This window comes from Limnobacter sp. (assembly GCF_036405155.1).
Lineage (GTDB): Bacteria > Pseudomonadota > Gammaproteobacteria > Burkholderiales > Burkholderiaceae_B > Limnobacter.
On sequence record NZ_DASWYD010000007.1, the window covers coordinates 490560 to 511868 of the forward strand.

The window sequence follows — 21309 nt, forward strand, 5'->3', positions numbered from 1 at the left end:
CTTAGTTCAGCGCCACGGTTTTTCCGATCAGCACCACAGGGCCGGTGGGTTTGTCTTTGTAGGGCGACCCGGTGTGCGGCTCTAGGCTGACCTCGAACAGTTGCTCCTCCACCAGGCGCGGCAGGGCACTGGCCGGCAATTCCATGGGTTTGCCCAACTCCATCAGGCCCAATGAGGTTGGCCCTGCATCCTGAGGTGCTTTGGTCCACAACTGGAGCGCCTTGCCATCCAGGCTGGCGTTGTCGGGCAATGACAACTGCCCGATGGGATACACCTTCACCGTCCCCTTGGGCGTGGCTTCCACCAACCACTCGGTTTTGTGGTCCGGGCTGTTCATCACGGCCACAAACCGTGGCCCGGTGGCCGCCGACTGCACACCGAACAGCTGAACCGCCAACACCACAGCGGCTGCGCTGGCTGCCAATGACCAACCCTTCCAGAACCAGCCCAACAGGCCGTTCTCTGCAGACTTGGCTGGTGCACGCTCGGCAGCAACCGACTGGCGAATATTCTCCCACACCACAGGGCGCACAGGCTGCAACGGCAACTTGCGGGACATGGCCGACAACTGCTCGGTCCAAAACTCGACTTCAGCGGCCAGCGCCGGATCTTGCGCCATGCGGGTTTCGAAGTCGGACTTTTCTGCGTCGGTCATGACGCCCAGCACGTACTCACCGGCGAGCATCACGCGGTCTTCGGCCTGCAACTCACTCATGACAAACACTCCTTCAATTTCAACAGGCCCCGACGGATCCAGGACTTCACGCTGCCTAGCGGAGAATTCAACCGCTGTGCAATTTGCTCGTGCGTATACCCTTCCACAAAGGCCAGCACGATGGCATTGCGTTTGGTCTCATCCAGATGCCCCAGGCAGCGGTGCATGCGCGTGGCTTCGTCGGCCAGGTGCTCGTTCTCGTCGGCCGACAGCTCAGGCAGGTCCAGGTCCTCGGTGGACAATTCCTGCTTGCCACGGCGAATCATGTTCAGCGCCTGGTTACGCACCACGGTGTACACCCAACCGCGGGCAGAGCCCAAGGCAGGGGAATACAGCTTGGCCCGTTTCCACACCTTGATCATGGCATCGTGCAACACCTCTTCGGCCAACTCGGCCCGTTTGGTGATGCGCAAGGCCACCGAGAAGAGCCAACGTCCGTCCCGGGCATAGATGGCCTGAAGGGCAAATTGCTCCCCCCGCGCGCACGCCAGCAAGGCGGCTTCGTAATCAAAGTCGTCCGGTTCCGGTTCCTGGTAGTCCATGCAAATACAACCCGAGGTGAGGTGGTTTTGGATGCAGCGCCGGCGGGTTAGCCCTCAGCGCTGCCGTCAGTGGCTGGTCAACCGGCGGTTTAATCCTCCAGCAGTGCGCGCAGCATCCAGGCGGTTTTTTCATGAATGTCCATGCGCTGCGTGAGCACATCGGCCGATGGCTGGTCATCGGCTGCGTCGACCACAGGGAAAATGTCGCGGGCAGTGCGGGCAAGTGCCTCGTGCCCCTTGGCCAACAACTCCACCATCTCCATCGCTTTGGGTGGTTTGGCGGGTGCATCGGGCAGGGTGCTCAATTTGGCAAACTCGGCGTACGAGCCGGGTGCGTGGAAACCCAGGGCACGAATGCGTTCAGCGATGGGGTCCACCGCATTCCACATTTCGGTGTACTGGTCCATGAACATGGTGTGCAAGGTGTTGAACATCTTGCCGGTCACGTTCCAGTGGAAGTTGTGGGTGGTGAGGTAGAGCGTGTAGGTTTCAGCCAGCAGGCGGCTCAAACCCTGGGCGATGGCCGCACGCTGCTCAGCCGGAATGCCAATGTTGATGCTGGCCATGTCGGGCTTGCTCACCTTGCCAGAGGTCTTGGCAGGCGCAGCCTTTGAGCCTGCTTTCTTGGGGGCGGCGGTTTTTGCCATGGTGCTTCTCCTTTTTATTTCAACAACGGATTGGGATAGGTGGCCAAACCCGGCACCTGAACCGAGCTCAAAAACAAGGTGGTACCGACCGGCGTGACCTGGGTGACGTAGTAGTACCCATTGGCCTTGGGTGCCTGCAGATTGGCCACCACCTTGCCCTCTGGGCTGAAAGCCACCGTCATGGCCACCGGCTTGACTGGAAATTGAATGACTTCCAGGAAGCGGCCCATGGCCTTGCGCAAGCCAGGGTGCTCAGCCATGCTGTCGACCAGCTTGTCTCTGGGGCTGGGGAAGGCCACCCAGAAATTGCCCTGCGCATCGCGGCGAATGTTGTCGGGAAAGCCGGGCAAGTTGTCGACGAAAATCTCGTCTTTGCCAGCCTTGGGGCCTTTCAACCAAACCTTGCGGATTTGATAGGCGCCAGTTTCATTGATGAGCACATAGTCTCCGTCCGCAGACATGGCCACCCCGTTGGCAAACTGCAAACCGGCCAAAACAACCCGTGCACGGTTGGTTTCAAAGTCGTATTCAATCAGGCGACCATGACCACCATGTTCGAGAATGTCCAGTGACACCTCTTTCAAACCAAACTTGGTGGAGGCATCCGAGTAATAGGCATGATGGCCATCGGGGCTGACGGCCACGTCGTCCACAAATTTATACGGCACACCGTCCACCATGCCACTCAGCACTTTCACGCTGGTGCTGGGGTTGGACAAGCCAGCAATGTCGACACGCACCAAACCTTTCACACCATCGGCAATCACCAAAAAACCCTGTGGATGAAAGGCCAGCCCGAGCGGACGGCCACCCGTGTTGGCCACCAATTCAATGGGCACGGCTTTGGGATTGTCACTGGCCTGCAAGGCATCGGGTTTAAAGCGGACAATGTCGCCATTCTCCAGGCCGGTGTACACCAAACCATCGGGGCCTACAGCCAGCGACTCGGGCTTTTTCAGGTTGGCAGTGCCCACCACTTGGGCCGATTCCAGCAGGGTGTTGCTTTGGTAAGGACCGCTGTCGCGACTGGGCGGTTGCGGGGCCTGCCAGGCCACCGGTTCCACCCGGGTTTCTCCAAACAAGCCAATGCCACCCACCACCACCACGGGCAGCAGGATGACTGGTCCAATCACTTTGCGCCACACACTCATAAGCACCACGTTGAGTTTTTCCGATACGATGGATGATATCGGAGGAAACATTCCGAACCCAACAACAACGAGGAGACTGGCGGTGAATTTTGAGCCGAGCGCAAAGGCCAAGGACTTTGCAGCGCGCGTGCGCGCCTTCATTGACCAACACATTGCCCCCATTGAAGCCGACTACTGGCACAGCATGGATGCCCAGTGCCATGGCGGTGACTGGACCCGCTGGCGCATACCCCCCGTGATGGAAGAATTGAAAGCCAAAGCCCGTGCGCAGGGTCTGTGGAACCTGTTTTTGCCCGATGAAAAACTGGGCGCCGGGCTGAGCACGCTGGACTATGCCCTGGTGGCCGAAGAAACCGGCCGCAGCCTGATGGCACCGGAGGTTTTTAACTGCAACGCACCCGACACCGGGAACATGGAAGTGCTGTGGAAATATGGCAGCCCCGAGCAACAGGCTCAATGGTTGATACCCCTGTTGAATGGCGACATCCGCTCGGTGTTTTGCATGACTGAACCCGATGTGGCCAGCAGCGATGCCACCAACATGCAAGCCACCGCAGCCCTGCAAGGCAATGAAGTGGTGATTGACGGCCGCAAATGGTGGAGCAGCGGCATTGGCGACCCACGCGCCAAAATTGCCATCGTGATGGCCCGCACGGCCGACAGCGAAAAAAGCCGACACGGCCAGCACAGCATGGTGCTGGTACCGCTGGACACACCCGGTGTGACCATACACCGCATGCTGCCTGTGTTTGGTGCCTATGACGAACCCCATGGCCATGGCGAAGTGGAATTCAAGCAAGTGCGCGTGCCAGTTGCCAATGTGATCGCCGGGCTGGGCCGAGGGTTTGAAATTGCCCAAGGCAGACTGGGCCCGGGCCGCATTCACCATTGCATGCGCTGCATTGGTGCTGCCGAAAAAGCCCTGGAACTGATGATAGACCGGGGCATGAACCGCGTTGCCTTTGGCAAGCCGTTGATGAACCTCGGCGGCAACCGTGAACGCGTGGCCCAAGCCCGCCTGGCGATTGACCAGGCCCGCCTACTGACCTTGTACGCTGCCTGGAAACTGGACAAGGCTGGCGCACTGGGGGCCATGACCGAAATTTCTGCCATCAAGGTGGTGGCCCCCAATGTGCTTCAGCAGGTGGTGGACATGGCCATCCAGATTCACGGTGGCGCCGGCATGAGCCACGACACCCCGCTGTCAGCATTTTTTGCACAGGCCCGCAGCCTGCGCCTGGCCGATGGTCCGGATGAAGTGCACATGGGCTTGATTGCCAAGCTGGAAATTGCCAAGCGGGGCTTCGGGGGTTTTGCAAAATGAGCGCAGCGGGCATTCGCGCAGGCGAGGAATTGAATGTTCAGGCAGTAACGACTTGGCTACAGGCTCAAGGTGTGAGCCTGATGGGCAACCCGGTCGTCACCCAGTTTCAAGGGGGCGCCTCCAACTGGACCTATCGGCTGAAATACGAGAATGCTGACCTGGTGCTGCGCCGCCCACCAGCAGGCACCAAAGCCAAGGGCGCACACGACATGGGCCGGGAATTTCGCATCCAGAACATGCTGAAACCGGTGTACCCAACGGTGCCCACGCTGGTTGCTTATTGCAACAACCCGGAGGTGCTGGGTTGCGAGTTTTACGTGATGGAGCATGTGAATGGCTTGATACCCCGCAAGCATTTGCCCAAGGGTATGAAGTTGACGCCCGACGAAACCCGCGCCTTGTGCCTGGCCTGCTGGGACAAGCTGATTGAATTGCACCAGGTGGATGTGAAAGCCAGCGGGTTGGATGTGCTGCACAAGGGCGATGGCTACACACGCCGCCAGGTGGAAGGCTGGAGCCAGCGCTATGAAAAAGCGAAAACCTGGAACGTCAGCGGCTTCAAAGCCGTGCGGCAGTGGTTGCACCTGAATTGCCCCGACGACGTGAAGGCCTGCATGATCCACAACGATTGGCGGCTGGACAACCTGATATTTTCTCCCGAGCAACCGACCCAAGTGGTCGGCGTGCTGGACTGGGAATTGTCCACGGTTGGCGACCCCTTGATGGACTTGGGCAGCGCATTGGCCTATTGGGTGGAAGCGGGTGACGGTTTTCTCATGCGCCTGTTGCAGCGGCAGCCCTCCAGCCTGCCTGGCATGCTGACACGCCGGGAAATTGTGGACCATTACTTGCAAAAAACTGGTTTGCGTACCCCCAACTGGACCTTCTACGAAGTGTTCGGCCTGTTCCGACTGGCCGTGATTGCGCAACAAATTTACTACCGCTACCACCACAAACAAACCCGCAACCCGGCTTTCAAGAATTTCTGGATTTTGGTGAATTACCTCGACTGGCGGTGCAAGCGCTTGATTGCGCGTGCCGCCAAGTCACCGGGGCAATAAAGATGGGCAGCATTTACCTGATCCGCCATGGCCAAGCGTCGTTTGACAGCGCGGATTATGACCAGTTGTCCGACCTGGGCGACCTTCAAAGCCGACAATTGGGTGCCTGGTTCAAAGCCAGGAAGGTGCCCATCCACGGGGCTTTCTCGGGCAGCATGAAACGGCATCAACAAACAGCGCAGGCGTTTGGACAACAGCATGGCCGTCTGCCAGAGCCTGTGATTCACTCTGGATTGAACGAGTACGACCATGAGGCCATTTTGACGGCCTTTGTGGGACAGTTTGAAGACTCAGACGCGTTTGACCGCCACATGGCCAGCAGCAGTAACCCCAAAAAAGCATTTCAAGCCATTTTTGAAAAGGCGGTGGCCCGCTGGGTGAGTGGCGAGCATGACAGCGACTACCCGGAAAGCTGGACCGCTTTCAAAAGCCGCGTGATGGCTGGCTTGGGCCATGTGGTGGCCCACAGCCTGCAACTGGACACGGGCGATGAATCGGCCAGTGTGGTGGTGTTTACATCGGGCGGGGCCATTGCCTGCATCGCCCAGCAGTTGCTGAACATGCCCGATGCCCAAGCCTTCCACTTGAATTGGAGCATCACCAATTGCAGCGTGAGCAAATTGTTGTTCAATGACCGCGGCCACATCACGCTGGCCAGCTTCAACGAGCAAGCCCATTTCGAAGGGCACATTCAGGGGCTGCTCGATGAGCAGGCTGTTGGACTGGAGGCCTGGGCCCCGCGTCGCAACGAACTGCTCACCTACCGCTGAGGGGACAACCCTTCAGCGTTGAATGTCGGTCACGATCAGTTTTGAGCCATCCTGCTTGGCTTTGAACTTGACCTTGTCGCCTTCCTTCACACCGTCCAGCATGGCTTTGTCGGCCACCTCAAACACCATGGTCATGGGCGGCATCTGGATGTTTTTGATTTCGCCATGCTTGATGGTGAGTTTGCCCGTGGCTTTGTTGACTTTGCGGATTTCGCCCTCGGTGAAATCGGCTGCAGGGGCAGTCTGCCCAGCAGACGCGGATGCATGCGCACTGTGGTTGTGCATGGGCTCACCCGCCGCGTGGGCCAGCAAGGGCAACACGGCAGCGCTAAGGGTCAGGGCGGCCAAGGTCAAGTTGTTGCGAATGGTCATGGTGATCTCCTTCATCTCAAAATGATTGGGGTTTGGGTTTAATGGCCCAGGTGCCCCTGTGGTTTACGAACTTGCAATTCAATGGTGTCGGCAGGCCGGTTGCTTTGCTGCATGGCCGCTGGGCCTGCCTGGCTTTGGCGCTTTGGGCTGGCCAGTGGCGCACCCGTGTATTCATAGGCCTGGGTGCCCGGTGGTTGGGCATACCAACCGGGGTCGGAGTAGTCACCGGCCTTTTGGTTTTTCCGCACCTTCAGCATGCTGAACATGCCACCCATCTCCACCGAGCCATAGGGGCCGTCGCCCGTCATCATGGGTACGGTGTTGTCGGGCAGCGGCATTTGCATCTCGCTCATGTCGCTCATGCCGCGTTCGCCCATCACCATGTAATCAGGAATCAGTTTGTTGATTTTTCCAGCAAGGCCACGGTGATCCACCCCGATCATGGTGGGTACGTTGTGGCCCATGGCATTCATGGTGTGGTGGCTTTTGTGGCAATGGAATGCCCAGTCGCCCTCTTCATCGGCGATGAATTCCATTTGCCGCATTTGGCCCACCGCCACGTCCACGGTGACTTCGGGCCAACGGGACCCCTTCGGGGTTGGACCGCCATCCGTGCCGGTGACTTCAAACTCATGACCATGGATGTGAATGGGGTGGTTGGTCATGGTGAGGTTGCCCACACGGATGCGAACACGGTCGCCCTTGCGGGCCACCAGCGGCGAAATCCCCGGAAATACACGGCTGTTCCATGTCCACAGGTTGAAGTCCAGCATGGTCATGATTTTGGGTGTGTAGGCACCCGGGTCAATGTCGTAGGCGTTGAGCAAAAAGCAGTAGTCCCGGTCGGCTTCCTCAATCAACGGGTGCTTGCCTTTGGGGTGGGTCACCCAAAAGCCCATCATGCCCATGGCCATCTGCGTCATTTCATCGGCATGTGGGTGGTACATGAAGGTGCCAGGCCGGCGGGCCACAAATTCGTACACAAAGGTTTTGCCGGGCTCAATGCCCGGCTGGTTCAGCCCGGTCACACCGTCCATGCCGTTGGGCAAGCGCTGGCCATGCCAATGCACACTGGTGCGCTCGGGCAATTTGTTGGTGACAAAAATACGAACCCGGTCGCCCTCCACCACCTCGATGGTGGGCCCCGGCGACTGGCCGTTGTAGCCCCACAGGTGGGCCACCATGCCGGGCGCCATTTCACGCACCACCGGTTCGGCCACCAGGTGAAATTCCTTCACCCCCGCATTCATCCGCCAAGGCAGGGTCCAGCCGTTCAGTGTGACCACGGGGTTGTAAGGGCGGCCGGTGTTGGGCACCAAGGGTGGCATGGTCTCGGGCGATGTTTGCAGCACAGGCTCGGGCAATGCTGCCATGGCCGCCTTGCTAACCGCCGTGCTGGCCACGGCACTGAATGCAGCCAGACCACTGGCCTGCCCCATGCGTTTAAAGAAATTGCGTCGTGTGTTCATGCTGGATTCCTTTCCGTGTATTCAGTGGCCTGCGGGCTCTGCCCCAGCAGATGACCGCATGGGTGCAGACAGGGCTGTTTCGATGGGCTTGCCAGCCAAGGCTGCCTTTAACGCTGCATCGGCCCGCCAGAAATCGGCCTGGGCCTGCAATGCGCCCATGACGGCGCTGATCTGCTCGCGGCTGTCGGCCAGCAACTCAAACACCCCAATCAACATGCCGTTGTAGCGCAGCAGGTTTTCATCGGAAATCAGTTTCTTCAGCGGCACCACCTCGGTTTGGTAATGGTGCGCAACATCCCATGCGGTGCGGTAGTTTGCATATTGCTCGCGAAGGATTGAATTGCTGGCGCGCAGCGTGGCATCCAGCGTGTTCAAGGCCACCAGTGTGCTGGCGGAATACGCTGCACGTTGTTGATCACCCCAATCCAGCAGCGGCAAACGCAAATCCAGCTCATAGCCCTTGCGGTTGGCTGAGGTGCCTGCCGCATTGTCAAACACCGAGTCGCGCCGAACACCCACATCCACATCCAGAACCGATCCGATCAGGCTCACCGTTTGAGCCTGATCCAGTTGCTGCAAACGCAACTTGGCCATTTGAACATCAATGCGATTACCCTGCTGCGCATTGATGGCTGAGGGCATCAGGGGCTGAGCCGGAATATCCGGGAGTCTCTCTGGCAGGCGCAACTGTTGAGCCTGCTCGTCACTTAAACCCAACAGCCGCACCAGTTGCTCACGCGCAGCCGTTGATTTTTGCTCAGCCAACGCCAGGTTGGCCACCGCATCGGCGTAGTAGGCCTGCTGACGGGCACGGGTCAGTCGGTTGAAGTTGCCCACTTCCTGCATGCGCCGGGCCAACTCGGCACTGGCCTGCGCACTGTCAGCCACTTGGCGGGCATACTGCGCTTGCTGCTTGGCGGCCACCGCATTCACCCAGGCCTGTCGCACTTGAGTCACCTGCTCAACCACCGAAGCCGCCATGGCCAACTCGCTGCGCTGCACCGCTGTGGCAGCCACCCCTTGCCGAGCAGGCAAGCTGAGCAGGTCGATCAAACCCACCGTGAGCAAGCGGCCAATCTCCAATTCATCCAGCAGGGTGCTGCGCTCGAAGGTGAACACCGGGTTACTCAACCGCCCTGTCTGCGCGGCCTGCGCACCCTCGGCCCAATGGCCCGCCAACAAAGCCTGAAAAGCCGGGCTGTTGACCAGCAGCAGGTTCACGGCAGCGGTTTGGTCCACGGGCTGCAGCAGCAGTGCTTGGGCTTTGTCGGCCATGGCCTTGCGCTGCTCGGGTGTTTGGGCCAGCTGGAGAGCACCTTGGGTAAAACTGGCCTGGCTGGTGTTGATCCGGCTCACGCTGCGGTCCACATCCACGGACGCACAGCTGCTGAGAAACAAGGCCAGGGCGGGCGCCACCCACAAGCGGGCTGGCCCATGCATTCGATGCATCATGGCTTGCCCTCCCCATGACTGTGTGTGTCAGGGTGAGGGTTCTGGCTGGCCTCCATCGCCTCGCGGGCGTAGGTTCTCCAACCGCCGACCGTGCGCACGGTGTCGTTCACGGCAGGCCAGGGTGCAATCTCGGGTTCTGACCACGGTTTGTAGTGTTCAAACACGGCGGTGTACGGAAGGGGATCACCCTTGGCGTTGGCGCCCTCTGGTTCAGCCGCATCGGCGGAAGACCACGCAAGCGGCAACATCAGGCCCAACAAGCCCAGCAGGGCGCATCGAATCGGCCGGCTGCGCCGGCCTCTAAACGGAGTGAATGGCATGATTCACGCTCACTGAATGCATTGACAGGGAAGGCTAAACCTTCCCATCTTGGCAAGGTCAAGCCGCTTCAACCATGTGGTTCAGAGCGAGAAGAGTCGGGGAGGCCTGTCGGGTGGTACCGGCGCTTGGGTGGGTACAAAGGGCGTGAGTTCGGCCAACACGGGCAAGGTTTGATCGACCCGAGCCAGTTCAGTGAACGACGTTGGCATGGCCATCACGGTACAGGCCACGGCACAGGTGCAACAGGCTTTTTTGGCCAGGTCGGCTTTGGCGGCGGCTTGGTGATCACCGGTGTGCGACATGCCATGGTCCATCGTGGCGTGCTGGGAAGCCCCCGACCGATCCATGTGGCATGACAAAAACCCTGCCTGTGCAAAACCTTGCAGGGGCAGGGCCAGCAGTACCAGCCAAAACATGAATCGGGACAGTTGTCGCATACCAAAACCTTAACACGCCTCAGAGGGACCGCTCAAGTTCGGGAAAGTTTCAATTGTTCGATCAACAGCATGCGGACCACCTTGTCTTTCAAGCTGCCGGGCTTGTCGAGCCCCATGCGGGCCAGCTCGTCGTCAAAGCCCTCGCCACTGTGGCGATAGGCCAACGCCTTCATCGCCAGCCGCCACGCGGGTGTAGATTCGGCGATGCGCTTCACGCCTTTCAGTGCTTCGGCCAGGTTCAATTCCATGGGCGTGAGGTCGGTGCCAAAAGGCAACGCCGGAAACAGGCCTTTCTGCAGCAGTGGGCTCAAGGCTTGAGCCAGATGTTCGGGTGTGTTGTGCTGATGCTCAGCCGGTATGGTGTGGTTGGCGCGTACCTTGCCGGCCGCTTTCAACTGCGCCAACAGGGCTGGCTGGAACCGGCTGTCGGTGATGTTCAGCAAGGCCATGGCCACTTCTTCATCGGTTTTGCCGCGCAGGTCAGCCACACCATACTCGGTCACCACCAAGTCCCGCAGGTGGCGCGGTATGGTGCAGTGTCCGTAATTAAACACCACGTTGCTGGTGGGCTCCATGGTTTTGCCTTCTTTGTCACGCACCGCGCGAATCATGAGAATGCTGCGCCCAGAGTCCAGCTGCTGGGCCATGGCCACAAAGTTGTACTGGCCACCCACACCGGAAATCACACGCCCATCGGCCAGGCCATCGGACACCACAGCACCGTTGCTGGTCACCATCACACCGGTGTTGACGAACCTCGCATGCACTCGCTGGGCGCGGTACAAGGTGGGGTTCAAATCCAGTTGGTTGACATGCTCAACCCCAGTCATGGCAATGCGGGCCCGCTCGGCATCTGGCAGCGCATTGAGAAACTGATACAGGCTGCGCGGGCCCAGGAAAAAACCCGCGTGCAACACCACGCCATTGAGCAGGCGGGCACCCAAGTGTTGCGCCAACACGCGACGGGCCTGCCTGTCCGCCAGGTTGGCCAACACACGCTCGCCGCCTTCCAACACAATGTGCACGCCCTCATGCTTCAAGTGGGGCTTGAATACACCATGAAACTGCAGTTGCCTGAATTGAAAGGGCGTGATTTCACGCAAGCCCTGGCGACTCAGGTGGTCCAGCATGTCCGCAGGCACAGCACCACCAGGGCATGAACCCTGATTGACCACGGCCTGCAACGCAGCGTGGGTGTACACCTCACGCTTCAATATTCCTGCCTTGTAGAGTTCCATGAACCCGTCCACCAACATTTCGGTGGCACCGGACAGGCCTTGTTCAAACGGCTCAAAGCCCCCCACAGCCTCGGCCAGTGCACGCTCGGTGGGTGTTTGCCCCAGCAGCGTCAATGCGGCTTTGAACACGGCCGGTTTTTGATGCCGCATCAAGGTGCCATACACCACCGCATCGCCCAGCGCACCGATGCCCACCTGCAAAGTGCCACCATCCCGAACCAGCGCGGCCACCCGCAAGCCCAAGGCGTAATCGGCCACACCCACCGGCAACTTGGGGGTTGAGAACAGCGTTGTGTAAAAACGGGGATTGTCGATGATGGCATCAAACAATTCCACCGGCACCTCGGCGTCGTGCACCATGTAGGGCAATTGCTGGTTCACCACGCCAATCACCCGGTGGGTGCGCTTGCTGTTTTTCAGCAGCCGCACCAACTCCACCGAGGTGTCTGGGTTGCACGACAGGGACAGGCGATGGGAGTCGCCATCGGCTGGCTTACACACCATTTGCACGGCCACATTGCAGCCTTGCAAAAACACATCCCGCGCGGCCATGGTGTAGTTGGTGCTGATGTAGTCCATTTGCGCCTGCGGGTGCTGGAGCCGACTGCCGGGCTTGAAGAAAAACTCCTTCACGCGGACGTTGGGCGGCAACTGGCGTTTGCTGGCATCGACCGCATAGTGCAAGTCTGGGCAGTTGCCCCACACCCGGTCTACAAAAGGCTGCATGAAACGCGCCTCAAGCTCACTGGATGGCACAGGCTTTTCCAGCGAGAGCGCGGTCAAGAAGGTGACATGGAGCGATGGGTCGCGGCGCGCACGCGCGTACAGGGCATTCACAAACTCAATGGGTTTGCCCAGGCCAAGGGGTAGGGCCACATGGAGGTCTTTCCCAACCTGCTCGATGAGGGCATCGATGCAGGGGGTGAATTCTGTGTAACGGTCTGGCTGATGTGTGTGCATCAGGCCATTGTAGCGGCCCCGGGTACGGCTTGGGCGCAGGGCTGGGCAGCCTGAAGCGCCGCTGTTTTACCAGCCTGTGCTGCGGCGGCCACCGTGGTGGCCGCTTTGGCTGCTGGTGAATTGGCCAAGTACTCCGCTGCCAGTTCAGTAGAGCCTTCATGACTGGGGTCGTACCATGGGCTGAAGTAGGGCAAGGTGCGATACGCCAACCACAGGGGGCTGGGCAACAAGCCTCGACGGGACTCCTTGAACCAGTTCACCCAAACCCAAGGCTTGTAGAATGCGGGCTTGTGCTTGGCCAAACGCTGGTCCTGACTCATCAAGTTGGCCGCGCCATCCACCCAGATGCCGAAGATCATGGGGAAGACCAGCAGTGTCATGTAGTAACGGGAAAAATAACTGCCGCCCAAATGCTGGTACAGGTCAAACGCCACACTGCGGTGCTCCACCTCCTCGGCACCGTGCCAGCGGATCAGGTCCAGCAACACAGGATCGGCACCCAGCTCGTCCCAATGCTTGTTTTCCAGGGCATACATGCCCAGCACACAGGTCAGGTGTTCAATCGTGGCAATCAAACCCAGGCGCGCCAGTAGCCACTGCTTCTCGGCCCATTTGGGCAGGGTTTTGCCAAAAGGCTTGTCGTCCAACATCACATTGAACAGGTATTTCATGACAGCCCGGTTGCGCTCAGGGTTGATGCCCCGCTGGGCCAGGTATTCATCGGTCGCGGTGTTGTGGCCACGGGCATGCATGGCCTCCTGCTTGATGAAACCGCGCACGTCTTCGCGCAGTTTTTCATCGGTGATCATGGGCAGCGCCTTGTTGTACAGGCGGCAAAACCAGAACTCGCCTTCCGGCAAGATCAGGTTGATCTCGTTGATGAAGTAGCTGGTGAAAGGCTCATTGGGCAACCAGTCGATTGGGGTTTCCTTCCAGTCGAACTTGACCGCGCGCTGCTTGAGCTCGATGTCGGTTTTGGAAGCGGGACCCGGCTCGCGATTGCGACCCCGCAGTGCATTGACCACATTGACCACATTGACAATCGCATTCATGACAGGTCTCCCGAGGCGTGCTTGCGGTGCCGCACACCTTACTTGTTTTACAAACATTGGTGACATTGAGTAATGTCACAGTTTGATCATAGCCTGTTCATTCTGCGCCGAAAAGTCCGGGTTTTCGAGGGCTTGTTCTAAATTGTTATGCTGCAAGGCAACATATATTTAACAAACAAGCCCTCTTTGGCCGCTCAGGGGTGGGTTCAATTCGACGCGGTTTTGTCCGCCTCACGCTTGAAACCACCGCCCAGCGCGCGCACCATCAGCAGGGTCGCGCCCTGTTGCTGCTGCCAGGCCGAGGCCCAGCTCAATTGTGCAGCCAACAAATTGCGCTGCGCATCCAGCAGTTCAAGCTGGTTGGCCACGCCGTTGTCCACACGCAATTGCGCCAATCGCACCACTTCGGTCAGTGTTTCGACTTGTTTTTGACGTGCGGTCAGGCGTTCACGCGCTTCGCGTTGGGCCACGATGGCGTCGTAAACCTCCTGGAAGGCGGTGCGAATACTGGCTTCATATTGCAGCACTGCCTGGTTGCGGCGGGCCACGGCCGCATCGCGGGCGTCAAACAATGCACCCGCCTGGAAAATCGGTTGGGTGATTTGCGCCTGGAAGTTCCACACCTTGGCTGGGCCGGTGAAGAGTTTTTCCAATGCGAAGCTTTCACGACCTGCAAACGCGCTAAGGCCAATGGATGGGAAGAAGGCCTTGCGCGCCACCTCCAAATTGGCATCGGCGGCCGCCAATTGCTGTTCTGCGGCCGACAAGTCAGGGCGACGCAGCAGCAATTCCGATGGGGTGTCTTCCGGCAAGATGAACAGCTTCGTGAGCTGCAGGTTTTCAACCTTCAGCGGCTGCAACTCGGGTGGGTTGCCGGCCACGATCACAGCCAATGCATTCATGGCGCGGGACAACTGCTCACGGGTGTCCGGCAACTGGGCCCGCACCGATTGGTACTCCGCTTCGGTTTGTCGCAATTGCAGTTCATTGCTCAAACCCACGTCGTAGCGTTGCTGCGCCAACTTGTATGCGGCTTCACGGCTCTGCAGGGTTTGCTCCAGCACTTTCACTTGCAGGTCGAGCACACGAATTTGGGTGTACAACGAGGCGGCGGTGGCGGCTACACTCAAACGCACGCCCCGCGCGTTGTACCCCTGCTGCATGAAGCTGGCGCGGGTCGCGTCTTCCTGTGCAGAAATCTTTCCCCACAGGTCAAGCTCCCAGGTGGCACCAATGCCCAAGCGGGTGCTTTCAGTGAGGTTGTTGTTCACAAAGGGGCTGTTGGTGGAGCGGCTGGTGCGCGCGCGGTTTTCAGTCACCTGTCCAAAAATGGCCGGGTATTTGGACGACTTTGCCAGGCCCAGCAGCGCACCAGCTTCGTTCAGGCGTTCATTGGCCAAGCGCACATCGGTGTTGTTCTTCAAGGCTTGTTCAACAACCTGGGTCAGCACCGGGTCATTCAAGAGCAGCCACCAGCGCTCCTGGTCCACTTGGTTCATGCCCACACCGGTGGTGCCCTCCGGTTGCTGCACAGCCACTTTGTCGGGCTGTGCCTGCGGCTTGAAGGCGTTCAACAGCGGAATGTTGGAGGCGCAAGCCGACAATGTTGCCGCCACGCCCAGCGCGCCAATCGTTCGTGAAAGGGTTGTTGACTTCATTCGGACCCCCTTGGTTCGATATCAGGTTTCAATCAGTTGTTCTTCTTCGCTGTCGTGGTGGCGACCGCCCTTCTTGCTGCGGTCGATCAGCCGGTAAAACAGCGGCACAAAGAAAATGGCCAGCAAGGTGGCAGCCGTCATGCCGCCCATCACGCCGGTACCCACCGCGGTTCGCGCGCCGGCGCCAGCCCCGTGGGAAAATGCGAGCGGCACCACACCGAGAATGAAGGCCAGCGAGGTCATCAAAATCGGCCGGAAACGCAAACGTGCAGCTTCCAAGGCAGCGTCCATGGCGCTCATGCCTTCCGTACGTTTCAACACGGCGTATTCCACAATCAGAATGGCGTTCTTGGCGGCCAAGCCGAGCAAAGTCACCAAGCCAATCTGGAAATACACGTCGTTGGGCATGCCGCGCAACCACACGGCCAACAGCGCACCAAACAAACCAAACGGCATGGCCAACAGCACCGACAACGGCAGGCTCCATTTTTCGTACTGCGCCGCCAGAATGAGGAACACCATGAGAGCGCCCAGTACCAACGAGAAACTGGACGAACCAGCCGACCGCTTTTCCTGAAACGATGCGCCCGAAAAGTCGTAGGTGAAATCCGCCGGCAGGGTTTCCTTCGCAATGTCTTCCACTGCTTTCAAGGCTTCACCCGAGCTCACACCGGGTGCACCACTGCCCAGCAACTTCACGGCAGGCAGGTTATTAAACCGTTCCAGCGTTTCAGGGCCCTGAGAGTACTCCACTTTGGAGAAAGCGGATATTGGGATCATCTCGCCCTTGTTGGAGCGGACATACAGGTTGCCAATGTCTTCCGGGTTGCTGCGGTATTGCTTGTCCGCCGACATCAGCACCTGCCAGGTGCGCCCAAACTTGTTGAAGTCGTTCACGTAGTAGGTGCCCAGGCTGGCTGCCAAGGTGTCAAACACCTCGTTGACATTCACGCCCATGGCCCGCGCACGTTCGCGATCCACATCCACGTACAACTGCGGGGTACCAGGCCGCCACAGGGTTTGCACACCGGCCAGCCGTGGGTCTTTGTTGGCCTTGGCCAAGAAGGCACCCATGACTTGCGCCAGTTTTTCAGGCCCGCCTTCGCCCTTGTTCTGAATGTAAAACTCAAAACCACCGGCGGTGCCCAAACCGAAAATCGGTGGTGGTGCAAAGGCCAACACCAGGCCTTCTTGTTCACCCGCGGTGCGGCCAAACAGTTCACCCACCAGTTGCTTGGTGTCTTGCGTGCGCTCATCCCAATGGCGTTGGGTGATGAACATGGTTGCGGCGTTGTTCTTGAAGCTGCCGCCCAAAAAGTCAAAGCCTGTAAACGCCACCGAGTACTCATTGGCGGGGTTGGCCTGTGTGGCGTCGAGCACGCGCTTGACCACATTGTCGGTGCGTTGCAGGGTGGCACCATCGGGCAAAAACACGGCGGCAATGTAATAGCCTTGGTCTTCATCAGGCACCAGCGAGCCCGGTGTGGCCTTGAACAAACCCGCAGTCAGCACCAGCATCACGCCAAACAACACAATGCCCAGCACCGGCCGCACACTCAGAAATTTCACGCCGCCCACATAGCGGTTGGTGAGCCGCGCAAAACCGTTGTTGAAGGCATCAAAGAAGCGGTTGGGGCGCTTGTGCTCGGACTTCAAAATGAGCACGCACAATGCAGGGGTGAGCGTGAGCGCCACAATGCCGGAAATGATCACCGCAATCGCAATCGTGATCGCGAACTGCCGGTACAGTTCACCGGTAAGGCCACCCAAAAACGCAATGGGCACAAACACGGCCGACAGCACCAGCACAATGGCAATCACCGGACCAGTCACTTCCTGCATGGCCTTAATGGCAGCGGCGCGGGCCTTCAGCCCTTCCTCATGCATGATGCGCTCGACGTTTTCCAGCACCACAATCGCATCGTCCACCACAATACCGATGGCCAACACCATGCCAAACAAGGTGAGCGTGTTGATGGAGTAGCCCAGCAGATACAAACCAGCAAACGTGCCGATGAGCGACACCGGCACCGCCAGAATCGGGATGAGTGTGGCGCGCCAGTTTTGCAGAAATACAAACACCACGATGAACACCAGGATCATCGCCTCAGCCAGTGTTTTCACCACCTCTCGAATAGACACTTTCACAAAGCGGGTGGTGTCGTAGGGAACGGCGTAGCTCAAGCCCTGCGGGAAGCTTTTGGCAATGTCCTGCAAGGTGGCATTCACATTGTCGGCCACGTCCAGCGCATTGGCGCCGGGCTGCAAGAAAATACCCATCAGCGTCGCGGGCTTGCCGTTGATGCGGCCCATGAAGTCGTAGTCTTTCGAGCCCAATTCAACGCGAGCCACATCTTTCAGGCGCAGGGATGAACCATCCGGATTCACGCGGATCAGGATGTTCTCAAACTCGGCAGGGTCGGCCAGTCGGCCTTTGGTGGTGATGGTGTACACCAACTCCTGATTGCTGGGGTTGGGGTTTTGGCCCACCTTGCCCGCTGCAAACTGGGCGTTTTGCTCATTGATGGCCTGTGCAATGTCGCTGGCGGTGAGCTTTAACTGCGCCATGCGATCGGGCTTGATCCAGATGCGCATGGCATAGTCTTTGGCGCCAAAAATCTGCACGTTGGTGGTACCGGGAATCCGCTTGATGCGGTCCAGCACGTTCAGCGTCACGTAGTTGGAGGTGTAGAAGTCGTCAAACCGACCGTCGTCGGAATAAAACGCCACCACCTGCAAAAATGCCGATGAACCCTTGTTCACCGTCACACCCTGCCGGCGCACTTCCTGCGGCAAAATGTTTTCCACCTGCTTCACGCGGTTGTTCACGTTGAGGGCGGCCTGGTCAGGGTCGGTGCCAATCTCAAACGTCACCTGAATCTCCACCACACCGCTGGAGGCCGAGGTGGAGCTCATGTACATCATGTTCTCCACACCGTTGATGGCGTTTTCAATGGGGGCTGCCACCGTGTCGGCAATCACCCGGGCCGAGGCACCGGGGTACACCGCACGCACAGTCACCACAGGCGGCGCAATTTCGGGGTATTGGGCAATGGGCAGCCCACGCATGGCGGCCAAACCCGCCAGCACGATAAAAATCGACAGCACAGCCGCAAACACAGGCCGGTCGATGAAGAAACGAGAAAACATGAATCAATTCCTTCCAGACTGTGGCTTATTTGGCTTGCGGTTTGGCTTCGGTCGGTTTTGCATCCGCTGGCTTTTGTTCAGCAGGCTTGCCTTCTGCTGCTTTGGGCTCACCGCTTGAGCCTGCCACCACGGGGTTCACAGGGGTACCGGGTGGCGCTTTCATGAAGCCATCGGTGATCACTTTGTCGCCAGCATTCAAGCCACTTTGAACCACCCACTGGTCGCCACTCCACTGAGCAACCTGCACAGGGCGAGGGGCCACTTTGTTGTCAGGACCAACCGTCATGACAATCTTGCCGCCCATGGGGCTTTCCAGCACAGCGCGCTGGGGCAGCAGCACCGCGTTGGGTTGCACCGCACCGCTCACCCGCACCCGCACAAACTGGCCAGGGCTCAATACTTCCTTGCGGTTGTCAATCACGGCCCGCGCATCCACCGTACCGGTGGAGGGGTTCACCCGAACGTCTTGAAAGCCCAATTTGGCTTTGAACCCGGTGGGCTTGCCATCCTTGCCCAGCACTTCGACCAGCAACACACCATCCTTGATGTTGGCAGTGCCATTGGCCAAGGCCGTGCGCAAGGCTTCCTGGTCTTTTTCGGGAATACCGAAATTGACGTACACCTGGTCAACCTGCGTCACGGTGGTCAACAACTCGGAAGGGCCAGACACCAAGCTGCCTTCGGACTTCAATGACCGGCTCGCAAAGCCCGTCACCGGCGATTCCACGCGGGCATAAGCCAGGTTCAAGCGGGCTTCACGAACGGCTGCGCTGGCCACACCCAAATCGGCTTTGGCCACATCCATGGCGGAACGGGCCGCTTCCAACTCCGATTGGGACACCGCCTTGCTATCGCTCAGCGGTTGCACCCGCTTGTAATCCCGCTCGGCTTGCTCGGCGCGCACACGGGCTGCATTCTCGGTGGCCAGGGCGCGGTTCAGTGCGGTTTGGTAGGGCGCATTGTCCAGGCTGTACAGGGATTGGCCCTGCTTGACGCGACCACCCTCGGTGAACAGGCGCTTTTCGATAATGCCAGCCACCCGGGCGCGAATTTCCACCTCACGGATGCCGCTGATTTGCGCTGGGTATTCATAAGTCAGGCTCAGGTCTTTGGGCTGCACCTCCACCACAGGCACTGGCATGGCTTGACCACCAGGGCCCGCTGCCGGGCCTTGCTGACCGCCTTTGCCGCAGGCGGCCAAGGCCAGCGCCATGGCTGTGACCAACACCCAATGTTTGTTTTTATTCAATGACTTGCTGTGCATGTGAGCCCCGTCGATAGAGAAAGGGAGCAAGGCCTTCTTGTGGACGGCTTGCTCCAAAATTCATGTTGCCTTAATGACCAAGAAGTCAGATAATACATACATACACGAGTGTATGTAAACAATTTTGCAATTTTGCGACGGAAAAGTTGTGGTCAGGAAAACCAAGGAAGAAGCCCAGGAAACACGCCTCCAGATTCTGGATGCAGCAGAGACGGTGTTTTCAGAAAAAGGCGTGTCGCGCACCACCCTGAACGACATTGCCAAGGCGGCCGACCTGACCCGCGGGGCCATCTATTGGCACTTCAAAAACAAGGCTGATCTGCTGGATGCCATGATGCGCCGTGTGACGCTGCCCATGGATGAATTTTTGGCGACAGCCGATGCCGATCCGGAAGTGTCGCCACTGAATTACATTCGCGAACGCACGCTGCATGTGGTGCGCGTGCTGGCGGAAAGCCCCCAAACCCAGCGGGTGTTTGACATCGTGATGCACAAAACCGAACTGGTGGATGACATGCTGCCGATTCGGGACCAGCACCTGGAGGCGCGCCAGGGCTGCATTTCGGAAATTCAGGGCGATATTGAATTGGCCATTCGCAAAGGCGAATTGCCTGCCACCCTGAATGCTTTACAAGCCGCCATCGGGATTCACTCACTGATTGACGGCCTGTTTGCCAACTGGGTGCTGAACCCCAATTTTGATTTGGTGCAGCAGGCCATGTTCGACATTGACAACTACCTGCATGGCTTGAAGCACCGGTGTTGAGCGCATTCGCGGCAAACACGCTCTACCCTGCGTGGAGATGAATTATCATCACCACTCCGATCGTGCTTTCCGCCCAACGCCACCCACAGCATCGACATGCGCCCAACCCCACTCATTCACGGCAAGATGCTGGCACTTTTGGGAATTGGGCTGCTCTCTCTCAGCGCAGGGTCAGCCATCGCGGCAGCCTCCAGCAGTGTGTACCTTGAAGACCTGACGACATCCGAACTTCAATCGCGAATCAAGGCTGGAACCACCACGGCGCTGGTGCCGATTGGCGGGACCGAGCAAAGCGGACCGCACATTGCACTGGGCAAACACAATGTGAGGGTTCATGATCTCGCAGGGAAAATTGCCCAAGCGCTTGGCAACACCGTGGTTGCGCCTGTGATGGCGTATGTTCCAGAAGGATCCATCACACCGCCCAGCGGCCACATGCGTTTGGCGGGCACTTTGTCGATCGACGATTCAACATTTGAAGCCTTGTTGAACGCCAGCGCGAAAAGCCTTTGCCAGCATGGGCTAACCTCGATTGTTTTTCTGGGCGACCATGGCGGATACCAAAAAAACATGGTCAAAGTGGCCGCACAGCTCAATCAGTCCTGGTCCAAACAGCCCGCCAAAGCCTGCCGTGCACATGCTTTAACGGAATATTACGAATCTGTTCAAGCGCCCTATGTCGCCGAGTTAAAACGCCGCGGGTACAGCAACGCCGAGATTGGACTGCATGCCGGGCTGGCCGACACATCCCTGATGCTGGCGGTTGACCCAGGCTTGGTTCGCACCGAGCAGTTGCAGGCCGGGGCCAAGGCTGGTTACGCGGGCGGTGTTCAAGGCGACCCCAGCCGCGCCACGGCGGCGCTGGGGCAAATTGGCATCACACATCAAATCGACGCTTCGGTGGCCGCAATCCGGGCCATCACACAACATTCATCATCCCAACCAAGGTAATTCACCATC

Annotated in this window: 19 protein-coding genes; 5 read left to right on the forward strand and 14 right to left on the reverse strand. The window is 58.8% G+C overall.

Translation table 11 applies throughout. The features are described from left to right. Position 1: 1 nt before the first annotated feature. The 4 genes from VGE55_RS12935 to VGE55_RS12950 form a co-directional block, all read right to left on the reverse strand. On the reverse strand, positions 2 to 715 hold the full coding sequence (locus VGE55_RS12935) for an anti-sigma factor (RefSeq protein WP_331132094.1): 714 nt from the start codon (positions 713 to 715) through the stop codon (positions 2 to 4). Then, positions 712 to 1257 (reverse strand): sigma-70 family RNA polymerase sigma factor, encoded by a 546-nt coding sequence (locus tag VGE55_RS12940; RefSeq protein ID WP_331132095.1) that lies wholly within the window; start codon positions 1255 to 1257, stop codon positions 712 to 714. The genes VGE55_RS12935 and VGE55_RS12940 overlap by 4 nt, the downstream gene beginning before the upstream one ends. Before the next feature lie 89 nt (positions 1258 to 1346). Next, positions 1347 to 1823 carry a Dps family protein gene (locus tag VGE55_RS12945; RefSeq protein WP_331132303.1) on the reverse strand — a complete coding sequence of 159 codons (477 nt, stop codon included), beginning with the start codon at positions 1821 to 1823 and terminating at the stop codon, positions 1347 to 1349. A gap of 95 nt (positions 1824 to 1918) precedes the next feature. Beyond that, positions 1919 to 3106, reverse strand: a complete 1188-nt coding sequence (locus VGE55_RS12950; protein WP_331132096.1) for an SMP-30/gluconolactonase/LRE family protein — start codon at positions 3104 to 3106, stop codon at positions 1919 to 1921. Positions 3107 to 3137: 31 nt separating this feature from the next. On the opposite strand from VGE55_RS12950, the gene VGE55_RS12955 reads away from it, so the two are divergent. From VGE55_RS12955 to VGE55_RS12965, 3 genes are read left to right on the forward strand one after another with little or no spacing between them, the layout of a single operon-like run. Then, on the forward strand, positions 3138 to 4379 hold the full coding sequence (locus VGE55_RS12955; RefSeq protein ID WP_331132097.1) for an acyl-CoA dehydrogenase family protein: 1242 nt from the start codon (positions 3138 to 3140) through the stop codon (positions 4377 to 4379). Next, positions 4376 to 5440, forward strand: coding sequence for a phosphotransferase family protein (locus tag VGE55_RS12960; protein WP_331132098.1), 1065 nt, complete (start codon positions 4376 to 4378; stop codon positions 5438 to 5440). Before VGE55_RS12955 ends, VGE55_RS12960 begins: the two co-directional genes overlap by 4 nt. A gap of 2 nt (positions 5441 to 5442) precedes the next feature. Beyond that, positions 5443 to 6210 carry a histidine phosphatase family protein gene (locus tag VGE55_RS12965; protein ID WP_331132099.1) on the forward strand — a complete coding sequence of 256 codons (768 nt, stop codon included), beginning with the start codon at positions 5443 to 5445 and terminating at the stop codon, positions 6208 to 6210. Positions 6211 to 6222: 12 nt separating this feature from the next. Here VGE55_RS12965 and VGE55_RS12970 read toward each other — a convergent pair whose 3' ends face one another. The 10 genes from VGE55_RS12970 to VGE55_RS13015 form a co-directional block, all read right to left on the reverse strand. Beyond that, positions 6223 to 6582: a copper-binding protein gene (locus tag VGE55_RS12970; protein WP_331132100.1), complete on the reverse strand. Its 360-nt coding sequence runs from the start codon at positions 6580 to 6582 to the stop codon at positions 6223 to 6225. Positions 6583 to 6620: 38 nt separating this feature from the next. Further along, a complete protein-coding gene (locus VGE55_RS12975; RefSeq protein WP_331132101.1) occupies positions 6621 to 8051 on the reverse strand; it encodes a copper oxidase in 1431 nt (476 codons plus the stop codon). 21 nt (positions 8052 to 8072) lie between these two features. Beyond that, positions 8073 to 9503 (reverse strand): TolC family protein, encoded by a 1431-nt coding sequence (locus VGE55_RS12980; RefSeq protein ID WP_331132102.1) that lies wholly within the window; start codon positions 9501 to 9503, stop codon positions 8073 to 8075. Beyond that, positions 9500 to 9823, reverse strand: coding sequence for a hypothetical protein (locus VGE55_RS12985; protein WP_331132103.1), 324 nt, complete (start codon positions 9821 to 9823; stop codon positions 9500 to 9502). The genes VGE55_RS12980 and VGE55_RS12985 overlap by 4 nt, the downstream gene beginning before the upstream one ends. Before the next feature lie 81 nt (positions 9824 to 9904). Next, the gene (locus VGE55_RS12990; RefSeq protein WP_331132104.1) at positions 9905 to 10261 is read right to left on the reverse strand and encodes a hypothetical protein; all 357 of its coding nucleotides are present in this window, start codon (positions 10259 to 10261) and stop codon (positions 9905 to 9907) included. Positions 10262 to 10293: 32 nt separating this feature from the next. Then, the gene (locus tag VGE55_RS12995) at positions 10294 to 12459 is read right to left on the reverse strand and encodes an acetyl-CoA hydrolase/transferase C-terminal domain-containing protein (RefSeq protein ID WP_331132105.1); all 2166 of its coding nucleotides are present in this window, start codon (positions 12457 to 12459) and stop codon (positions 10294 to 10296) included. Further along, positions 12459 to 13511 carry a metal-dependent hydrolase gene (locus VGE55_RS13000; RefSeq protein WP_331132106.1) on the reverse strand — a complete coding sequence of 351 codons (1053 nt, stop codon included), beginning with the start codon at positions 13509 to 13511 and terminating at the stop codon, positions 12459 to 12461. The genes VGE55_RS12995 and VGE55_RS13000 overlap by 1 nt, the downstream gene beginning before the upstream one ends. Before the next feature lie 206 nt (positions 13512 to 13717). Next, entirely contained in the window at positions 13718 to 15169 is a 1452-nt protein-coding gene (locus VGE55_RS13005; protein WP_331132107.1) for an efflux transporter outer membrane subunit, read from the reverse strand. A 21-nt stretch (positions 15170 to 15190) separates the two neighbouring features. Continuing rightward, complete coding sequence (locus tag VGE55_RS13010) at positions 15191 to 18319, reverse strand: efflux RND transporter permease subunit (protein WP_331132108.1); 3129 nt, start codon at positions 18317 to 18319, stop codon at positions 15191 to 15193. A gap of 25 nt (positions 18320 to 18344) precedes the next feature. Next, complete coding sequence (locus tag VGE55_RS13015; RefSeq protein ID WP_331132109.1) at positions 18345 to 19583, reverse strand: efflux RND transporter periplasmic adaptor subunit; 1239 nt, start codon at positions 19581 to 19583, stop codon at positions 18345 to 18347. Positions 19584 to 19731: 148 nt separating this feature from the next. Between VGE55_RS13015 and VGE55_RS13020 the strand changes: the two genes are divergently transcribed. Continuing rightward, entirely contained in the window at positions 19732 to 20349 is a 618-nt protein-coding gene (locus VGE55_RS13020) for a TetR family transcriptional regulator (protein ID WP_331132110.1), read from the forward strand. A gap of 96 nt (positions 20350 to 20445) precedes the next feature. After that, positions 20446 to 21300 carry a creatininase family protein gene (locus VGE55_RS13025; RefSeq protein ID WP_331132111.1) on the forward strand — a complete coding sequence of 285 codons (855 nt, stop codon included), beginning with the start codon at positions 20446 to 20448 and terminating at the stop codon, positions 21298 to 21300. The last annotated feature ends 9 nt before the right edge of the window (positions 21301 to 21309 follow it).

Bases quoted from the DNA above. Each gene is read 5' to 3' on its own strand.
- VGE55_RS12935 (WP_331132094.1), bottom strand. From the start codon at position 715: ATGAGTGAGTTGCAGGCCGAAGACCGCGTGATGCTCGCCGGTGAGTAC.
- VGE55_RS12940 (WP_331132095.1), bottom strand. From the start codon at position 1,257: ATGGACTACCAGGAACCGGAACCGGACGACTTTGATTACGAAGCCGCC.
- VGE55_RS12945 (WP_331132303.1), bottom strand. From the start codon at position 1,823: ATGGCCAGCATCAACATTGGCATTCCGGCTGAGCAGCGTGCGGCCATC.
- VGE55_RS12950 (WP_331132096.1), bottom strand. From the start codon at position 3,106: ATGTTTCCTCCGATATCATCCATCGTATCGGAAAAACTCAACGTGGTG.
- VGE55_RS12960 (WP_331132098.1), top strand. From the start codon at position 4,376: ATGAGCGCAGCGGGCATTCGCGCAGGCGAGGAATTGAATGTTCAGGCA.
- VGE55_RS12965 (WP_331132099.1), top strand. From the start codon at position 5,443: ATGGGCAGCATTTACCTGATCCGCCATGGCCAAGCGTCGTTTGACAGC.
- VGE55_RS12970 (WP_331132100.1), bottom strand. From the start codon at position 6,582: ATGACCATTCGCAACAACTTGACCTTGGCCGCCCTGACCCTTAGCGCT.
- VGE55_RS12975 (WP_331132101.1), bottom strand. From the start codon at position 8,051: ATGAACACACGACGCAATTTCTTTAAACGCATGGGGCAGGCCAGTGGT.
- VGE55_RS12980 (WP_331132102.1), bottom strand. From the start codon at position 9,503: ATGATGCATCGAATGCATGGGCCAGCCCGCTTGTGGGTGGCGCCCGCC.
- VGE55_RS12985 (WP_331132103.1), bottom strand. From the start codon at position 9,823: ATGCCATTCACTCCGTTTAGAGGCCGGCGCAGCCGGCCGATTCGATGC.
- VGE55_RS12990 (WP_331132104.1), bottom strand. From the start codon at position 10,261: ATGCGACAACTGTCCCGATTCATGTTTTGGCTGGTACTGCTGGCCCTG.
- VGE55_RS12995 (WP_331132105.1), bottom strand. From the start codon at position 12,459: ATGCACACACATCAGCCAGACCGTTACACAGAATTCACCCCCTGCATC.
- VGE55_RS13000 (WP_331132106.1), bottom strand. From the start codon at position 13,511: ATGAATGCGATTGTCAATGTGGTCAATGTGGTCAATGCACTGCGGGGT.
- VGE55_RS13005 (WP_331132107.1), bottom strand. From the start codon at position 15,169: ATGAAGTCAACAACCCTTTCACGAACGATTGGCGCGCTGGGCGTGGCG.
- VGE55_RS13010 (WP_331132108.1), bottom strand. From the start codon at position 18,319: ATGTTTTCTCGTTTCTTCATCGACCGGCCTGTGTTTGCGGCTGTGCTG.
- VGE55_RS13015 (WP_331132109.1), bottom strand. From the start codon at position 19,583: ATGCACAGCAAGTCATTGAATAAAAACAAACATTGGGTGTTGGTCACA.
- VGE55_RS13025 (WP_331132111.1), top strand. From the start codon at position 20,446: ATGCGCCCAACCCCACTCATTCACGGCAAGATGCTGGCACTTTTGGGA.